At 67.2% G+C, this 16,017-nt stretch carries 15 protein-coding genes and 1 other RNA gene; 9 read left to right on the top strand and 7 right to left on the bottom strand.

Going from position 1 to position 16,017, the window contains the following annotated elements:
- Window positions 1-100 precede the first annotated feature (100 nt).
- Window positions 101-2,077 (bottom strand): beta-galactosidase, encoded by a 1,977-nt coding sequence (locus tag Mspo_RS10675; RefSeq protein ID WP_159729557.1) that lies wholly within the window; start codon window positions 2,075-2,077, stop codon window positions 101-103.
- A 39-nt stretch (window positions 2,078-2,116) separates the two neighbouring features.
- Between Mspo_RS10675 and galK the strand changes: the two genes are divergently transcribed.
- Together galK and Mspo_RS10665 are read left to right on the top strand one after the other, a co-directional pair.
- Complete coding sequence (galK, locus tag Mspo_RS10670; RefSeq protein WP_244613327.1) at window positions 2,117-3,322, top strand: galactokinase; 1,206 nt, start codon at window positions 2,117-2,119, stop codon at window positions 3,320-3,322.
- A gap of 14 nt (window positions 3,323-3,336) precedes the next feature.
- Complete coding sequence (locus tag Mspo_RS10665; RefSeq protein ID WP_159729555.1) at window positions 3,337-4,386, top strand: UDP-glucose--hexose-1-phosphate uridylyltransferase; 1,050 nt, start codon at window positions 3,337-3,339, stop codon at window positions 4,384-4,386.
- Window positions 4,387-4,446: 60 nt separating this feature from the next.
- Here Mspo_RS10665 and Mspo_RS10660 read toward each other — a convergent pair whose 3' ends face one another.
- The 3 genes from Mspo_RS10660 to Mspo_RS10650 form a co-directional block, all read right to left on the bottom strand.
- Window positions 4,447-5,955, bottom strand: a complete 1,509-nt coding sequence (locus Mspo_RS10660; RefSeq protein ID WP_159729553.1) for an acyl-CoA synthetase — start codon at window positions 5,953-5,955, stop codon at window positions 4,447-4,449.
- A 213-nt stretch (window positions 5,956-6,168) separates the two neighbouring features.
- Complete coding sequence (locus Mspo_RS10655; RefSeq protein WP_159729551.1) at window positions 6,169-7,110, bottom strand: ribose-phosphate pyrophosphokinase; 942 nt, start codon at window positions 7,108-7,110, stop codon at window positions 6,169-6,171.
- A 106-nt stretch (window positions 7,111-7,216) separates the two neighbouring features.
- Entirely contained in the window at window positions 7,217-7,429 is a 213-nt protein-coding gene (locus Mspo_RS10650) for a hypothetical protein (protein ID WP_159729549.1), read from the bottom strand.
- Between the two features lie 168 nt (window positions 7,430-7,597).
- On the opposite strand from Mspo_RS10650, the gene Mspo_RS10645 reads away from it, so the two are divergent.
- The 3 genes from Mspo_RS10645 to Mspo_RS10635 all read left to right on the top strand — a co-directional run bounded on the left by Mspo_RS10645 (window position 7,598) and on the right by Mspo_RS10635 (window position 10,404).
- Window positions 7,598-8,302, top strand: coding sequence for a GNAT family N-acetyltransferase (locus tag Mspo_RS10645; protein ID WP_159729547.1), 705 nt, complete (start codon window positions 7,598-7,600; stop codon window positions 8,300-8,302).
- Window positions 8,303-8,443: 141 nt separating this feature from the next.
- The gene (gene mnmA / locus Mspo_RS10640) at window positions 8,444-9,664 is read left to right on the top strand and encodes a tRNA 2-thiouridine(34) synthase MnmA (RefSeq protein WP_159729545.1); all 1,221 of its coding nucleotides are present in this window, start codon (window positions 8,444-8,446) and stop codon (window positions 9,662-9,664) included.
- The gene (locus Mspo_RS10635; protein WP_159729543.1) at window positions 9,664-10,404 is read left to right on the top strand and encodes a class I SAM-dependent methyltransferase; all 741 of its coding nucleotides are present in this window, start codon (window positions 9,664-9,666) and stop codon (window positions 10,402-10,404) included. The genes mnmA and Mspo_RS10635 overlap by 1 nt, the downstream gene beginning before the upstream one ends.
- 7 nt (window positions 10,405-10,411) lie before the next feature.
- Here Mspo_RS10635 and Mspo_RS10630 read toward each other — a convergent pair whose 3' ends face one another.
- On the bottom strand, window positions 10,412-10,729 hold the full coding sequence (locus Mspo_RS10630) for an XRE family transcriptional regulator (RefSeq protein WP_159729541.1): 318 nt from the start codon (window positions 10,727-10,729) through the stop codon (window positions 10,412-10,414).
- Window positions 10,723-11,013, bottom strand: a complete 291-nt coding sequence (locus tag Mspo_RS10625) for a type II toxin-antitoxin system RelE/ParE family toxin (RefSeq protein WP_159729539.1) — start codon at window positions 11,011-11,013, stop codon at window positions 10,723-10,725. Before Mspo_RS10625 ends, Mspo_RS10630 begins: the two co-directional genes overlap by 7 nt.
- Before the next feature lie 156 nt (window positions 11,014-11,169).
- On the opposite strand from Mspo_RS10625, the gene ssrS reads away from it, so the two are divergent.
- From ssrS to Mspo_RS10605, 4 genes are all read left to right on the top strand, one after another.
- Window positions 11,170-11,325: non-coding RNA, 6S RNA (gene ssrS / locus Mspo_RS10620), on the top strand.
- A 26-nt stretch (window positions 11,326-11,351) separates the two neighbouring features.
- The gene (locus Mspo_RS10615; RefSeq protein ID WP_159729538.1) at window positions 11,352-11,945 is read left to right on the top strand and encodes a 5-formyltetrahydrofolate cyclo-ligase; all 594 of its coding nucleotides are present in this window, start codon (window positions 11,352-11,354) and stop codon (window positions 11,943-11,945) included.
- A gap of 88 nt (window positions 11,946-12,033) precedes the next feature.
- Complete coding sequence (locus Mspo_RS10610; RefSeq protein WP_159729536.1) at window positions 12,034-12,303, top strand: type II toxin-antitoxin system Phd/YefM family antitoxin; 270 nt, start codon at window positions 12,034-12,036, stop codon at window positions 12,301-12,303.
- 9 nt (window positions 12,304-12,312) lie between these two features.
- Entirely contained in the window at window positions 12,313-15,699 is a 3,387-nt protein-coding gene (locus Mspo_RS10605; RefSeq protein ID WP_244613325.1) for a bifunctional [glutamine synthetase] adenylyltransferase/[glutamine synthetase]-adenylyl-L-tyrosine phosphorylase, read from the top strand.
- Between the two features lie 46 nt (window positions 15,700-15,745).
- Here the strand turns inward: Mspo_RS10605 and Mspo_RS19705 are convergent.
- A partial coding sequence (locus tag Mspo_RS19705; protein WP_210252810.1) for a hypothetical protein occupies window positions 15,746-16,017 on the bottom strand: 272 nt, incomplete at its 5' end.

The raw sequence follows: 16,017 nt of genomic DNA, 5'->3' as shown, positions 1-16,017 counted from the left end.
AGGGATGAGCTTTTCGGCGGCGGCCGCTCGAGAGATGAGGCGTGGCCCCGGATCGAGCGGCAGCCCGAGGTCAGCCGAGCGCATCCTGCCGATGCGGCTCTCACGCGCCCGCTGCGTCTATATCCGGCGCGAGCGCGATGGTGACGCCACATGGCTCCAAAGTCACGGCTCCCATCGCAAGCGGTCGACCGCGGACGAGCTCGGAGACGTCGGCGGGCTCGCGGCCGTAATTGAAGACATAGCGTGTCTCGCCATTGTCACGAATGCGAATGTGCTCGGGCAGATCCAACGCCGCGAGTTGCACGCGGGCGAGCAGCCTTCTCACGATCTCGAAGAGAAGCCCGTCGTCGGGCCAGCCGGCCAGGTAGAAGACCTCGCCCGAGCGCATGAGCGCGGCTTCGCCGTCCGCGCAGGCGAGCTCGACCGAAACATTTTCGCCGATGTCCGGATATTCTCGCCAATGCTCGAAGCCGCCGGGCTCGGCGACGGCGATCTTCGCGCTCGGCCGCAGGCTCTCCACGCGACGCGCTGTGACGTCGATCAGCGCGCGCAGGCCGCCCGGCGGCATTGGGGTCGCGATACGGAAATCCGGCGTCTTGGAGCCCGAACGAGGGCCGAGCAGCAGCGCGCCGTCGCTGGCGGCGAGCGCCGCGATGAAGTCGGCGCGCGGCGCGAACAGGCCAGGAGCCAAGACGAGCTTGCGATCGGCGATCGCTTCGGCCGAGGGCGGAACGATATCCACCGAGAGGCCGGCGCGCCGCAACGCGCGATAGAAAGCGAGCGTCAGCTCGAGATAGGTGAAATCCTGTCCCTGCGGCTGGATTTCCCACGCCCATGCGCTCTCATAGTCGAACACGAGCGCGACCTGCGATCGCCGCGTCTCGACGCGCGCATTCGTCGCTTCGAGCTCGCGCGCGACACGCGCCGCTTCTGCGAAGCCTCGATTCGGCTCGCTGTCGGGCCGCAACAGGCCTTCATGCATCTGCTCCTGCGCGAAGGGCGCCTGCCGCCAGCGGAAAAAGCTCACGACCTCGGCGCCGGCGGCGAAGGCTTCGAAACTCCAGAGCCGCACCGCGCCATCGGCCGGGGCGGGATTCCACGGCGCCCAATTCACGACGCCCGGCTGCTGCTCCATGACCCACCAGCGGCCGCCGCCGCAGGCGCGGTAGAGATCATGATGGAAGGCCTGATAATCCGGATCGCCGACGCGCATATAGCGGGACTTGAAATGCTCGTCGCGCCGACTGCGTTCGAGATAGCCGAGCGGATAGCTGTCCCAGGCGGCGGCGTCGAGGTCCGCCGAAAGAGCGAAATGATCGAAGGCGGTGAAGGAGCCCATGAAATTATGCAGAATCGGGCGTCCCGGCGAATGTCGCCTGATGATCTCCGTCTGCCGCCTGTTGAAGGCGATGACTTGGTCCGACGAAAATCTCCGGAAATCCAATCGATGCGACGGATTGGGCTCGGTCACGGTGAGATTGGGCAGCTCGATCTCATCGAAATCGGAAAGCTCCATCGACCAGAAGACATTTCCCCAGGCGCGGTTGAGCGCGTCGATCGAGCCGTATTTCGCGGCGCACCATCGGCGAAACGCTTGCAAGGCGGCCGGCGAATAGCTCTCGACCGTGTCGTGGCAGCCATATTCATTGTCCGTCTGCCACGCGGCGACGCCCGGATGCGCGCCGAATTCACAGGCGAGCCGTTCGACGATCCGCTCGCACTCGCGCGCATAGCCTTCGTGACTGAAGCAATAGTGGCGGCGCGAGCCGAATTTGCGCTCGCGTCCCTCGGCGTCGAGCGCCGTCATGTCGGGCATTTCGTCCACGAGCCATTTCGGCGGCGTGGCGGTCGGCGTGCCGAGAACGACGCGGAGCCCATGCCTATGAAGGAGGTCGATCGCGCGCCTCAGCCATTCGAAATCATATGAGCCGCGGCTCGGCTCGAGCCGCGACCAGGCGAATTCGCCGATGCGGACGTGATGGAGGCCGATCGCCCGCATTCGCGCGGCGTCCTCGGCCCACAGCGATTCGTCCCAATGCTCCGGATAGTAGCAAACGCCGAGCTTCTGCGAGGTCATGGGAGAATCCTCGTCATCGAACTGCCATGCGGCGCATCCATGCTGCCTCTGTTTGACATTCGAGTGACGCTGCGCAGCGATGGATGCCGTATGAAGATCGCCGACGCGCTCGAGGCGCGCTTTGGAGAGACGTTCTCGCGCGTTCCGCGGCTTTTTCGCGCGCCCGGCCGCGTCAATCTCATCGGCGAGCATACCGACTATAATGACGGCTTCGCGCTGCCGGCGGCGATCGATCTCGCCGTCTGGACCGCGGCCGCGCCGCGCGCGGATCGTCGTCTCCACATGCATTCGCTCGCCATGGGCGAGACATTCGAGTTCGATCTCGACGCCGCGCCTGCTCCCGCCGCGAATTGGAGCGATTATGTGCGCGGCGTCGCGCTCATGCTGGAACGGGCCGGCTATCGGTCCGAGGGCGCCGATCTGATGATCGACGGCGATCTTCCGATGGGGGCGGGGCTCTCGGCCTCGGCGGCGCTCGAGGTTTCGGTCGCCTATGCTTTGACGAGGATCGCCGGTCTCGACGTCGACCGGCTCGAGCTGGCGAAGCTATGCCAGCGCGCCGAGAACGAATTCGTCGGCGCGCGCTGTGGCGTGATGGACCAATATGCGTCCTGCTTCGGCGTCGCGGGACGCCTGCTGCTGCTCGATTGCCGGACGCTCCGGTCGAAGCCGATTCCGCTGCCGGCGAGCGCGCGTCTCGTCGTCTGCGACAGCACGGCGCGCCATCGGATCGCCGATGGCGAATACAACCGCCGCCGCGAGGAGTGCGAGCGCGCCGTCGCGCTGCTGTCGAAGCATATCGACGGAATCGCCGCGCTGCGGGACGTCACGCGCGAGCAGCTCGAGCGGCGAGAGGGCGATCTGCCGGAGATCGTCTTCCGACGCGCCCGACATGTCGTCGGCGAGAATGAGCGGACGCTGCGCGCGGCGGCGGCGCTGGAAGTCGGCGATCTCGCCGAATGCGGACGGCTGATGGACCTCTCGCATGCGAGCCTGCGCGACGATTACGAGGTGAGCTGCTCCGAGCTCGATCTCCTCGCCCGGATCGCGCGCGGTCTTCGAGGCGTCCATGGCGCGCGAATGATGGGGGGCGGCTTCGGCGGCTGCGTGATCTGCCTCGTCGAGGCGGAGGCCGCCGAGCGCGTCGCCGCCAGCCTGCGCAAATCTTATGGCGAGGCGATCGGAGCGACGCCTTCGGCGTTCTGCTGCTTCCCAGCGCCCGGCGCCGGCCCCGTCGAAACGTGAGCGAGACGCACGGAATGTCGCTTCTCGACGCCTCTTCGCATCGCAGGCTCAACCCGCTGACCGGCGAATGGGTCATCGTCTCGCCGCGCCGAACCGCGCGGCCCTGGCTCGGCGGCGTCGAGCAGATCGCCTCGACGCCCGCCGCGGCGCATGATCCCGACTGCTATCTCTGTCCGGGAAACGCGCGGGCGAATGGCGCGCGCAATCCCGACTATCGGGGCGTTTTCGTCTTCGACAACGACTTTCCCGCGCTGACGCTCGCCCCGTCGACCCCTGATGTCGACATCGACGGCCTCCTCGTCGCTCGCGCCGAGCCCGGCTGCTGCCGCGTCCTATGTTTCTCCGAGCGTCACGATCTGGCTCTGCCGCGCATGGCGGTCCCGGATATTGTCCGCGTCGTCGAGAGCTGGCGCGACGAAAGCGCGCGTCTCGGCGCGCTCGACGGCGTCGATTACGTGCAGATTTTCGAGAACCGCGGCGCGCTCATGGGCGCGAGCAATCCGCATCCGCATTGCCAGATCTGGGCGACGCACAGCCTGCCCAATGAGATCGTCAAGGAGACGAGAGCGCAGGAGCAATATCACGCGCGCAAGACAAGCTGTCTGCTCTGCGATTATCTCGCGCTCGAGCAGAGGCTCGACGAGCGCCTCGTGTGCGGCAATGCGCATTTTGTCGCGCTCGTGCCCTTCTGGGCGAGCTGGCCGTTCGAGACGATGCTGCTCTCGCGGCGACATATCGGCGCCTTCGACGAGCTTCGCGCCGATGAGGTCGCGGCGCTCGCCGACATTCTGAAGCGATTGACCATGCGCTATGACAATCTCTTCGGCTGCCCCTTTCCCTATTCGATGGGTTTCCACCAGCGTCCCTGCGATGGCGGATCGCATCCGGCATGGCACTTCCACGCCCATTTCTACCCGCCGTTGCTGCGCTCGGCGACAGTGCGCAAATTCATGGTCGGCTTTGAAATGCTCGGCTCGCCTCAACGCGACATCGCCGCCGAGGACGCCGCCCGGCGATTGCGCGCGCTGCCGGAGAGCGACGGCTCCGTGACGCCCGGCGCCTAGAGCGTTTCCAGCCGAAGTGGACGCCGGTTCGGCGTCGGAAACGCATCAAAACGAAAGCTGTTAGGGCAATGCCGCGCGCATCAGCTTGCCATTGCGATTGCGCGGCAGGCAATCGAGAAAAACGACCTGTCGCGGCCGCTTATAGGCTGCGAGATGCTCGGCGCAATGGGCGAGAATGTCCTCCTCGCCCAGCGTCGCGCCGTCGCGAGGAATGACATAGGCTTTGATGATCGTCTGATCGTCGCGGCCGGGCCGTTCGGCGACGGCCGCATCGGCGACGCGCGGATGGGCGAGCAGGCATTTCTCCACTTCGGCCGGCGAGACGCGATAGCCGAGCGCGTTCATCACCTCGTCGGCGCGGCCGTGATGCCAGACATAGCCGTCGGCGTCGAATTCGACGAGATCGCCGGAGACGAACCAGTCGCCGCGAAAGGCTTCTTTTTCCTCTTCCGGCCGGTTCCAATAGCGCAGCATCAAGCCCGGCTCGTCGCGTCGCACGGCGAGCACGCCCGTCTCGCCGACGCCGAGCGGCTCGGTTCCGCCCTCGCGCGGCAGCGCGGCGACGACGCGCCCCGGCTGCGGACGCCCGGGCGAGCCCGGCCGCACCGGGACTGTCGGCGCGCTGGAGACGAAGGTCGAGATCTCGCTCATGCCGAAGGCCTCGAAGAGCTCGGTCTTCGCGCGGGAACGCCATTCCTCGAGCAGGCTCGGCGAGAGGGCGGCGCCGGCGGTGAGCCCGTGCCGCAGGCTCGAGAGATCATGTTTCTCGAGCGCCGCATATTTCAGAATCTGGCGATAGACGCCGGGCACGGCGGCGAAGATCGTCGCGCGATGGCGCTCGATGAGGCGCGGCCAGACGGCGGGGTCGGGCCGGCCGTTGTAGAGCACCGCCGAGGCGCCATTGGCGAGCGGATCGACGACGCCGACGCCGAGCGTATAGGTCCAATTCATCGCGCCGGCGTGCAGCATCACATCCCCGGATGCGAGGCCCTGCCAATGCGCATACATGGGCCGGCGCGCCCAGGCCGCGCGATGGGCGTGCAGCACTCCTTTGGGGCGGCTCGTCGTGCCCGATGTGTAGACGAGATAGGCCGGATCGTCGGCTTGCGTATCGGCATATGTTTCGAGCGGCGCGCCGGCGATGAGCCGCGCGAGATCGTCGCCGCGCAGAACCGCGACCCCCTCGCGCGAAAAATTTTCGGTCTCGAAATCGCGGCCGAGCACGAGCGCCGAAGCGCCGCAATCCTCGAGCAGAAACGAGGCCTCCTCGAAAGTGAGCTGGGAGGAGGCGAGCAGCGCGACATAGCCGGCGGCGATGGACGCGAAATAGGAGATGACGGCGCCGGCCTCATTGCCCATGCGGATCATCACCCGTGCGCCGGGCTCGAGGCCGAGGCCGCGAAAGCCCGCGGCGAGCGCGCGCACGTCGCGGTCGAGCGCCGCATAGCTCCAGCTTCTCTCGCCCTCGTCGCCGACGATGACGATCGCCGTCTTGTCCGGATGGGCGCGCGCGTGATCGGCGATGCAATAGCGCGCGAGGTTGAAGCGGGCGGGGACGGGCTCGATCATTTGTCGCGAATCTCTCTAGAACGCGCGCGCTCCTTCTCCGCCTGCGGGAGAAGGCGGCCCCGCGAAGCGGAGGGCGGATGAGGGCTCGTCGTACGCTGTATCTTCGTGGTCCGAGAAAACGAAGCAGACTCGGCGGGTGACGAGCGCCCTCATCCGACCCTCGCTGACGCGAGGGCCGCCTTCTCCCACAAGTGGGAGAAGGAAACGCGCCCCTCAATCGAACAGGCTCGACACGCTCTCCTCGCGCGCCGTGCGGGCGATCGCCTCGCCGATCAGCGCCCCGATCGGAATGAAGCGAATATTCCTCGCCTCCCGCACGGCGGGCGTCGCCGCGATCGTGTCGGTGAGCACCAGCTCCTTGAGCTTGGAGGCGGCGACGCGCTCGGCCGCCCCGCCCGAGAGCACGCCATGGGTGATATAGGCCGAGACCGAGGTCGCGCCCGCGGCGAGCAGCGCCTCGGCGGCGTTGCACAGAGTGCCGCCGGAATCGACGATGTCGTCGACGAGGATGCAATTGCGTCCCGAGACGTCGCCGATGATGTTCATCACCTCCGACTCGCCGGCGCGCTCGCGGCGCTTGTCGACGATGGCGAGGGGGGCGTCGATGCGTTTGGCCAGAGCGCGGGCGCGCACGACGCCGCCGGTGTCGGGCGAGACCACCATCGCATTCGGAAGCTTGGCGTGGGACTTGATGTCGGCGACCATGACCGGCGCGGCGAACAGATTATCCGTCGGAATGTCGAAGAAGCCTTGGATCTGCCCGGCGTGGAGGTCGACGGTCAGCACACGGTCGGCGCCGGCCCTGGTGATGAGATTGGCCACGAGCTTGGCCGAGATCGGCGTGCGCGAAATGCCTTTGCGGTCCTGCCTCGCATAGCCGAAATAGGGAATGACCGCGGTGATGCGGCGCGCCGACGCGCGGCGCAGCGCGTCGATCATGATGAGCAACTCCATCAGATGGTCGTTCGCCGGCGCCGAGGTCGACTGCACCACGAATGTGTCCTGCCCGCGCACATTCTCCTGAATCTCGACGAACACCTCCATATCGGCGAAGCGCCGCACCTGCGCGCGGCAGAGCGGCACGCCGACATAGGCGGCGATCGTCTCGGCGAGCGCGCGGTTGGAGTTGCCTGCGAGAATTTTCATCGCCCCCATTTACCGCCTCGACCCTTACTTCGTGACACGGCGGCCTCTTAGCAGCGATGCGGCCGTCGGACAATACGGCAGGAATATGACACCTGCGCGCCGCCCCGCGAGCCGGTCACGCTTGGCTGCGCCGGCAGACGATCTTGAGATACTCCTGCCCCTCGCGCGGCGCGAGCGTGGTGCGGGCGATCGTCGCCTGGCCCAGGAAGCCGCACTGCGACTGGGTCGCGACCTTGGGGCCCTGGACGACGTCGATCGCGGTCTCGGGCCGGCAGTCGCTCGGCGACACGGACAGCGAGCAGACGAGGATCACAACGGAATAGAGCATCGGCCTTCTCCCAGAAGGAGTTTAAAAACCTCGGGATCGTCGCTCCTCCTCGGCGCCGGCGTGGTCGCCGGTCGAGACTTCTCGATTCGATGAAGCTAGGGCATGTTCCGTGCCACTGCGATGGGGTATGAGCGGGGGCTTCGCATTCGCTCCCAGGGTGAGACAAAAATGTCACGATCCCCGTCGCTGGCTCCGCTCTCGGCGTCCTTCGCCGCTCCGACGCGCGCTCGCCTCTCCGGCCGGCTGACGACGCTCGTTCCGCTCGCGCCGGAACATGCCGACGATCTCTATGCCGCCACCCATGGGGAGGAGCGCGAGGCGCTGTGGCGCTACTTGTTCATCGGCCCATTTGCCGATCGCGCCGCTTTCCGCGCCGCCGTCGAGCAGATGGCCGCCGCGACCGACGCCCTCTATTTCGCCGTGCTCGACAATGGCGACGGCCGCGCCCTCGGCTTTCAGGCCTATTTGAACGTCGAGCCGGCCAATCGCGCCATCGAAGTGGGCGGCGTGCTCTATTCGCCGGCGCTGCAGCGCACGGCCGCGGCGACGGAGGCGCAATATTTGTTCGCCGCCCACGCCTTCGAGACGCTTTTCTGCCGCCGTTACGTCTGGAAATGCGACAATGCCAATGAAAAATCCAAGGCGGCGGCGCTCCGCCTCGGCTTCTCGCCGGAAGGGCTCTTTCGCCAGCATATGATCGTGAAGGGCCGCAATCGCGACACGGCCTGGTTTTCCATGCTCGACAGCGAATGGCCGGCGCGGAAGGCGGCGTTCGGGGCCTTTCTCGACCCCGCCAATTTCGACAGCGCCGGCCGCCAGAAAACGCCGCTATCGGCCTTGAACGGCCGGACGCGTGCGGCAGATAGTAGCTGACGGGCGCGTCCCCGAGGACGGATCGGGCGGATTGCCTCGCCGAACGGATAATGGTTTACAACCAATTGCGAGCCGTTCGAGCGGATTTGACGCATTCCGCCCGCGGGTCTCGCGCAACGCTCTCGGGACGGTCCAAAGACGATGACGACGGCCGGCGCCAGCTTCCTCAACAGCCTCGATCTGCCCAAGCCGCCAGCGGAGACCCGTGTGGTCGTGGCCATGTCGGGCGGCGTCGACTCGAGCGTCGTCGCCGGCCTGCTCCGCGAAGAGGGCTATGACGTCGTCGGCGTCACGCTGCAGCTCTACGACCATGGCGAGGCGACGCATCGCAAGGGGGCCTGCTGCGCCGGCCAGGATATTCACGACGCCCGCCAGGTGGCGGCGCGGCTCGGCATTCCCCATTATGTGCTCGACTATGAGACCAGGTTTCGCGAGACGGTCATCGACACTTTCGCGCAGAGCTACGCCAGCGGCGAGACGCCGGTCCCCTGCGTCGCCTGCAATCAATTCGTGAAATTCGTCGATCTCTTCGAGACCGCCAAGGATCTCGGCGCCGACGCTCTCGCCACCGGCCATTACATCGCCTCGCGCGTGGACGGGCCCGGCGGCCGCGCGCTCTACCGCGCCTTCGACGCCGCCCGCGACCAGAGCTATTTCCTCTTCGCGACGACGCGCGCGCAGCTCGACATGCTGCGCTTTCCGCTCGGCGAATACGCCAAGTCCGAGGTGCGCGAGCTCGCCCGGCGCTTTGGCCTCGACGTCGCCGAAAAGCCGGACAGCCAGGACATATGCTTCGTGCCGAGCGGCCATTACACCGATCTCGTCGAGCGCCTGTCCCCCGGCGCGGCCGTGCCCGGCGATATCGTCCATGTGGACGGGCGCGTGCTCGGGCGCCACGGTGGCGTCATCCATTACACCATCGGCCAGCGGCGCGGCCTCGGCCTCGGCGCCGCGGTCTCCGGCCGCGCCGCCGAGCCGCTCTTCGTGGTGCGGCTCGACGCCGCCAAGGCGCAGGTCGTCGTCGGGCCGCGCGAGGCGTTGGAGACGCGCCGCGTCGCGTTGCGCGACGTGAATTGGATCGGCGCGGGCGATCTTTCCGATCTGCCGGCGGAAGGCCTGCCGATCATGGCGCGCGTGCGCTCCACCCGGCCGCCGACTCCAGCGCTGTTGCGGCCGCTCGCCGGCGGCGGCGCGGAGGTCGTCTTCGAGGCCGGCGAATATGGCGTCTCGCCGGGCCAGGCCTGCGTCTTCTACGAGCGCGGCGACGAGCGCGCCCGCGTGCTCGGCGGCGGCTTCATCGGCCAGGCCGAGGCGGCGGCGCCCGCGACGGAGCGGGCGCTCGAACTCGACCGGAGCGCATGATGAGCGACGCGCGTGGCGTTTCCGGATTCAGCCTCTTCGAGCGTGGCCTCGACCGCCAAGCGATAGAGGCCGCCTATGCGCGCTGGGCGCCCGTCTACGACCTCGTCTTCTCCAATATGCTCGGCCCCGGACGGCGGGCGGTGGCGACGATCGCCTCCCGCGCCGACGGCCGCGTTCTGGACGTCGGCGTCGGCACCGGCCTCGAGCTTCCCATGTTCCGCGACAGCGCGCGCGTCGTCGGCGTCGACCTCTCCGAGCCCATGCTGAGGCGCGCTTCCGCGCGCGTCGCCCGCGAGGGCCTCACGAATATCGTGGGCCTCGCCCGCATGGACGCATGCCGCCTCGCCTTCGCCGACGCCAGCTTCGCCTGCGTCGTCGCGCCCTATCTTCTGACGGTCGTGCCCGATCCGGAGGAGACGCTGGACGAGCTCGCCCGCGTCCTGCGGCCGGGCGGCGAGATCGTGCTCGTCAATCATGTGAGCTCGCAGGACTGGCCCATGTCGGCGCTCGAGGGGCTCATCGGCGAGAGCTTTTCCGCGACGCTCGGCTGGCGGCCGCAATTCCCCTGGTCGATCATCGGCGACTGGATCGACCAGCGCCGCGACATGCGGCTGACCGAGCGGCGCGTGCTGCCGCCCTTCGGCCTGTTCACGCTGACCCGCATCGAACGTATGGCGCGCTGGGGCGAAGGCTCGCGCCGGCCCTATCGCGAGACGCGGCGGCCGTTCGCGCACGCGTGAGGCGTGCTCACACCAATTCGAAGCGCAATCGTCGGCCGACGACTTTCGCGGCCCGCACGAGGGTTTCGAGCGTCGCGCTGTTGTTCCTCGGGTCGAGCAGCCGGTCGATCTGAGCCCGGCTCGTCTCCATCATCTCGGCCATCCGCGCTTTGGTGATTCCCTTCTTCTTCATCTCGGCGGCGAGCTGCGCGGCGATCACCTCCTTGATCGCGGCGGCAGTGACCTCCTCGCGAATGCCCTGCTCGTCCAGCCAGCTCTCGAAAGTCGAGCCGATGTGAGGATTTTCTCCGGCGCTCGCCGGGGGACTTTTCTTTTTCGTCACCATGATGCGACCTCTTTCAGCCTTTGTCGCGCGAGCGTCAGCCCATCCGCCGGCGTGCGTTGTGTCTTCTTGATGAACGCATGGAGCGCGATCAATTCGCCCTCGTGAAAGCCGAAGAGCACGCGGGCCTCCCGTTTGCTCGGAAGAGACGAGCGGACTTCCCAAAGTCCTCCGCTCAGCGCTCGGCACAAGGGCAGGCCGACCGGCCAGCCGATCTGAACTTTCATCATGTCGCGCCCAATGGCGCGGCGGTCCTCGAGCGGCAATTCATTCAGCCAATCGCGCACCGGCTCTCGACCGGCGATCGTGCGCCAGAAGCGGAGAGGAATCGGCTGGAAACCTTCAGTCATCGAATGGAATTTTGTATCAAAAAAGATACAGACGCGCAAGCATCGCCGCGCCGCCTCTGGCGTTCCCGCCCGCGCGGGATTACATTCACCGACGCGGCGCTGCGGGGTGCGTGTCGGACTTTAATTCCCCGGGGCCTTATCGATCTCCAAGGGAGCTGTCCCTGGCCTTGCCCGTGGGCTCGGTCACTACGGCGCCCACCTACGTTGTAGGTTCCCGGGATCGATGTCCCACGGCTCACGCGGCCCGCGCTTCAACATATCGGACGCTTCGAAGAATGACCGTCGACGCCAAGACCGAGCTGCGCCGGCGGACGCTCTCCCGCCGCGATCTCGTCACCCATGACGAAGCCCATGCCGCCTCGCTCGCCGTCGTCGAGCGCGCGCTGGCGCTGGTGCGGCGATTCGCGCCGCGCGCCGCCGAGACCGGCGAGGTGGTCTCGGTCTATTGGCCGATCCGCAGCGAGCTCAACACGCGCCCGCTGCTCGAGGCGCTGGCCGCGGCGAAGATCGCCACCGTTCTGCCGGTGATGACGGCGGTGAAGCGCCCGCTGACCTTTCGCGCCTTCTCGCCCGGCGACGATCTGATGAAGGGGCCCTTCGGCCTCTCCGAGCCGGCCGAGACGCAGCCCGCCTTCGATCCCGACATCGTCTTCTCGCCGCTCGCCGCCTTCGACCGAAGGGGCTATCGGCTCGGTTATGGCGGCGGCATCTATGACGCGACGCTCTCGCAGCTACGCGCCAAGAATCGCATCGTCGCCGTCGGCGTCGCCTACGCCTGCCAGGAGACGGACGCCGTGCCGACCGAGCCGCACGATCAGAAGCTCGATTTCCTGCTGACGGAGCTGGAATTGATCGATTTTCACGGATGACGGCTCGTCTTTCTCGAAGGGCGCATCATATTTTGCGTGTTTTGCGATTTTCACGTAATTTGCGCTCGAACGACAGGGTTTGCCCGTTATGTCCGAATCCGTGCCCGCCTCCGAATTTACCCGCAATTTCGGGCGCTATCGCATGCTCGCGCAGCGCGAGGCGGTGGCGGTGACGAGCCATGGCCAAGTCACCGGCTATTTCGTGCGGCCTGACGAATACGAGGAATTTCTGCGCTTCAAAGCGCGCCGTCGCGCTTTTGCGACCGAAGACCTTTGCGATGAAGCAGCCGAGGCCGTCTCGCGCTCGCAGATGGACGCGCGCCACCGCCATCTCGATGACTTGCTCGACCGCGACTGACGCCGGGCCGTGCCGATCCCGACGCCCGAGCCCGGCCTCGTCATCTCCTATTCCTATCTCTGGTTATCCGAATATGAAGCCGGCCGCGACGAAGGCGTGAAAAGCCGTCCGAGCGTGATCGTGCTCGTCGTCGAGCGAGCCGGCGATGCGACCATCGTCACCGTTCTGCCCATCACCCATAGCGCGCCGCGTGATCCCCGCAGCGCAGTCGAAACTCCAGCCGCGGTCAAACGTCATCTCGGCCTCGACGATGAGCGGTCCTGGATCATCGTCAGCGAAGGCAACGAGTTTCTCTGGCCGGGCTATGATCTCCGCAAGCGGCCCAATTCGGACCGCTATGATTACGGCTTTCTGCCGCCGCGCCTGTTCGATCAAGTCCGCGCGGCAAGTCAGCGCCTCGCGGGTGACTCGCGCGATGAAAAGTCGAAGAGATCGATGATGCAGACTGGTCCCGCCCCCTCCCTCCTCTCCCGCGCCCGCCGCCTCATCGAGCCGATCGATTCCACGCAGGCCGAGGCCGCGCTCGCGCGCGTGCTGGAGCGGGACGCGTCGGGCGCGCTCGCGGCGGTTGTCGCCGTGCATGAGAACGCCCGAGCGCTGCTGATCGGCGTCCTCGGCTCCTCGCCCTATCTCACCGAGCTCTCCGCGCGCGATCCCGCCCGGCTGGCGCGCCTGCTCGAGGCCGATCCGGACGCGAGCCTCGCCGGTCTCGTCGCGGCGACGCAGGGCGCGGCAAAGGGCGTCGCCGACGAGGCGGAGCTGATGCGCGCGCTGCGGCGCGCCAAGCAGGAGGGCGCGCTCATCGTCGCGCTCGCCGATCTCTCCAAGGCCTGGGAGACGCTCGAAGCCACCGCCGCGCTGACGCGCCTCGCCGACGCCGCGCTCTCCGCCGCCATCGCCTTCACGCTGCGCGAGGCCGCGGCGGCCGGCAAGCTCGAGCTCTATGATCAGCGCAGCCCCGAGCGCGGCTGCGGCTGGATTTTCCTCGCCATGGGCAAGGAAGGCGCCTTCGAGCTCAACTATTCCTCCGACATAGACCTCATCGTCCTCTTCGATCGCTCACGCGCGCGTGTCGCGCAGCCGAGCGAGGACGTCGATCTCTTCGTCAAGATGACGAAGCGCGTCGTCCGCATCCTCTCCGAGATCACGCCGGACGGCTATGTGTTCCGCGTCGATCTGCGCCTGCGTCCCGATCCCGGCGCCACGCCCATCGCCATTCCGCTCGAGGCGGCCTTCTCCTATTACGAGAGCATGGGCCAGAATTGGGAGCGCGCCGCCTTCATCAAGGCGCGCGCGGCGGCCGGCGACATTCTGGCCGGCGAAGCCTTTCTGAAAGAGCTCGCGCCCTTCGTCTGGCGCAGGAATTTCGATTTCGCCGCCATCGCCGACGTGCATTCGATCAAGCGGCAGATTCACGCCTTCAAGGGCCATGGCGAGATCGCCGCGCTCGGCCATGATCTCAAGCTCGGCCGCGGCGGCATTCGCGAGATCGAATTTTTCGCGCAGACGCAGCAGCTCATCACCGGCGGGCGCAATCCCGCGCTGCGCGGCCGCGCGACATTGGAGACGCTCGACGCGCTCGTGACGAGCGGCTGGATCGAGCCGCGCGCGCGCGATGATCTTCGGCGCGCCTATCTCTTCCTGCGCGACGTCGAGCACCGCGTCCAAATGGTCGCCGACAAGCAGACGCATGTTCTGCCGCGCGACGAGGCGGAGGCGTTGCGCATCGCGCGCATGATGGGCTTCGCGACGCTCGAGGAATTTGCCGGCGCGCTGGTCGCGCATCTGGAAAAGGTGCAGAGCCACTATTCGCGCCTGTTCGAGAGCGCGCCGCAGCTTTCGTCGCAGACCGGCAATCTCGTCTTCACCGGCGGCGAGGACGATCCCGGCACGCTCGAAACTCTGTCTCGCCTCGGCTTCGCGCATCACAAGACGGTGACGGAGACGATACGCGGCTGGCATTTCGGCCGCTATGGGGCGACGCGCTCCACCAAGGCGCGCGAGCGCCTCACCGAGCTGACGCCGGCGCTGCTCGAGGCGCTCGCTTCGACGCAGAACGCCGACCAGGCCTTTCTCGCCTTCGACAGGCTGCTCGCCGGCCTCCCCGCCGGCGTGCAGCTCTTCGCCATGCTCGTCGCCAATCCGCGGCTGCTCGATCTGCTGACGGCGGTCCTCGGCGCGGCGCCCAAGCTCGCCGCCACCATCTCGCGGCGCCCGCGCGTGCTCGACGCCGTGCTGGAGCCGGCCTTCTTCGCGCATCTGCCCGATGAAACGGAGCTCGCCGCGTCGATCGAGCGAAGCCTCGCTGATGCGCGCGGCTATGAGGAAGCGCTCGACGCCGCGCGCATCTTCGGCCAGGAGCAGAAATTTCTCGTCGGCGTGCGCATATTGACCGGGGCGCTCTCGGTGGCGGAGGCGGGACTCGCCTATGCGCGGCTCGCCCAATGCGTCATCGCCGCTCTGCTGCCGCGCGTCGAGGCGGAGTTCGCTCGCGCGCATGGGCGCATCGAGGGCGGCCGCGCGGCCGTCGTCGCGCTGGGCAAGCTCGGCGGACGCGAGATGACCGCCGCTTCCGATCTCGATCTCATGCTGCTCTATGACGCCGATCCGCACGCCGAGTCGGATGGCGAGCGCCCGCTCGCGGCGCCGGCCTATTATGCGCGGCTGACGCAGCGGCTCATCGCCGCGCTCTCCGCGCCAATGGCGCAGGGGCTGCTCTATGAGGTGGATTTCCGCCTGCGGCCTTCGGGAAGCAAGGGGCCGCTCGCGGTGAGCCTTCGAGCCTTCGAGGATTATCACGCGCATGAGGCCTGGACCTGGGAGCATATGGCGCTGACGCGCGCGCGCGTCGTCGCCGGCGCGCGCGATTTCGCGGGAATCGTCGAAGCCGCGATCCGCGCCGCGCTGACGCGCCCGCGCGACGAAGCGAGATTGCGCCATGACGTCGCCGACATGCGCCGGCGCCTCGCGCGCGAGAAGCCGGCGAAGAGCCTATGGGATCTGAAGCAGGCGCCGGGCGGGCTCATCGATGTGGAGTTCGTCGCGCAATATTTGCAGCTTCGCCATGCGAGCCGACATTCGGACTGTCTTTCGACGACGACGGCGACGGCGCTCGAGCGCCTCGCAGAGCTCGGCCTCATGGATCCCAATGAAGCGGCGGCTCTGATCGAAGCGTCGCGCCTCTATCAGAGCCTCACGCAATTGCTGCGGCTTTCCATCGACAACGACTTCGAGCCGGCGCAGGCGCCGCGCGGACTCGTCGAGCTGCTGCTGCGCGGCGGCGAGGCGGCCGATCTCGCGCGGCTCGAAGCGCATATCGCGGAGACGCAGCGCGCGACGCGGGCGATCTTCGCGTCCATTGTCGGCGACGAAAACAAAACAGCGCCCTCACTTTGAGGAGCCGGCGAAGCCGGCGTCTCGAAGGGTCGAAGCGCGCCCTGGATCATCCTTCGAGGCTTTTTGCGTGCCGCAAAAAGCGCCTCTGTATGGACGGCCCCCGTTGCGCAAGAAAAAAGATCGGCGTTTGGGCTCGGCTGGGAGCGGTCATGTATCCGGCCTGTTCGCGCGGCGCATGACCGCTGGCCCAAAGGGGTTTCGCCGAACGGATTCCCATCAGGATGACGCGCTGCGGCGCGCACTGAGGCATCGGAATGTTCCGTCCGAGGTTCCCGACCATTTTGCCGTTTCGCCTTTCTTGCTCCTTACGCCTCCTTA

This window comes from Methylosinus sp. Ce-a6, from assembly GCF_009811655.1.
Classification (GTDB): domain Bacteria; phylum Pseudomonadota; class Alphaproteobacteria; order Rhizobiales; family Beijerinckiaceae; genus Methylosinus.
Note: the sequence above shows the minus strand (reverse complement) of the source record. Positions and strands in the feature narration are given on the sequence as shown.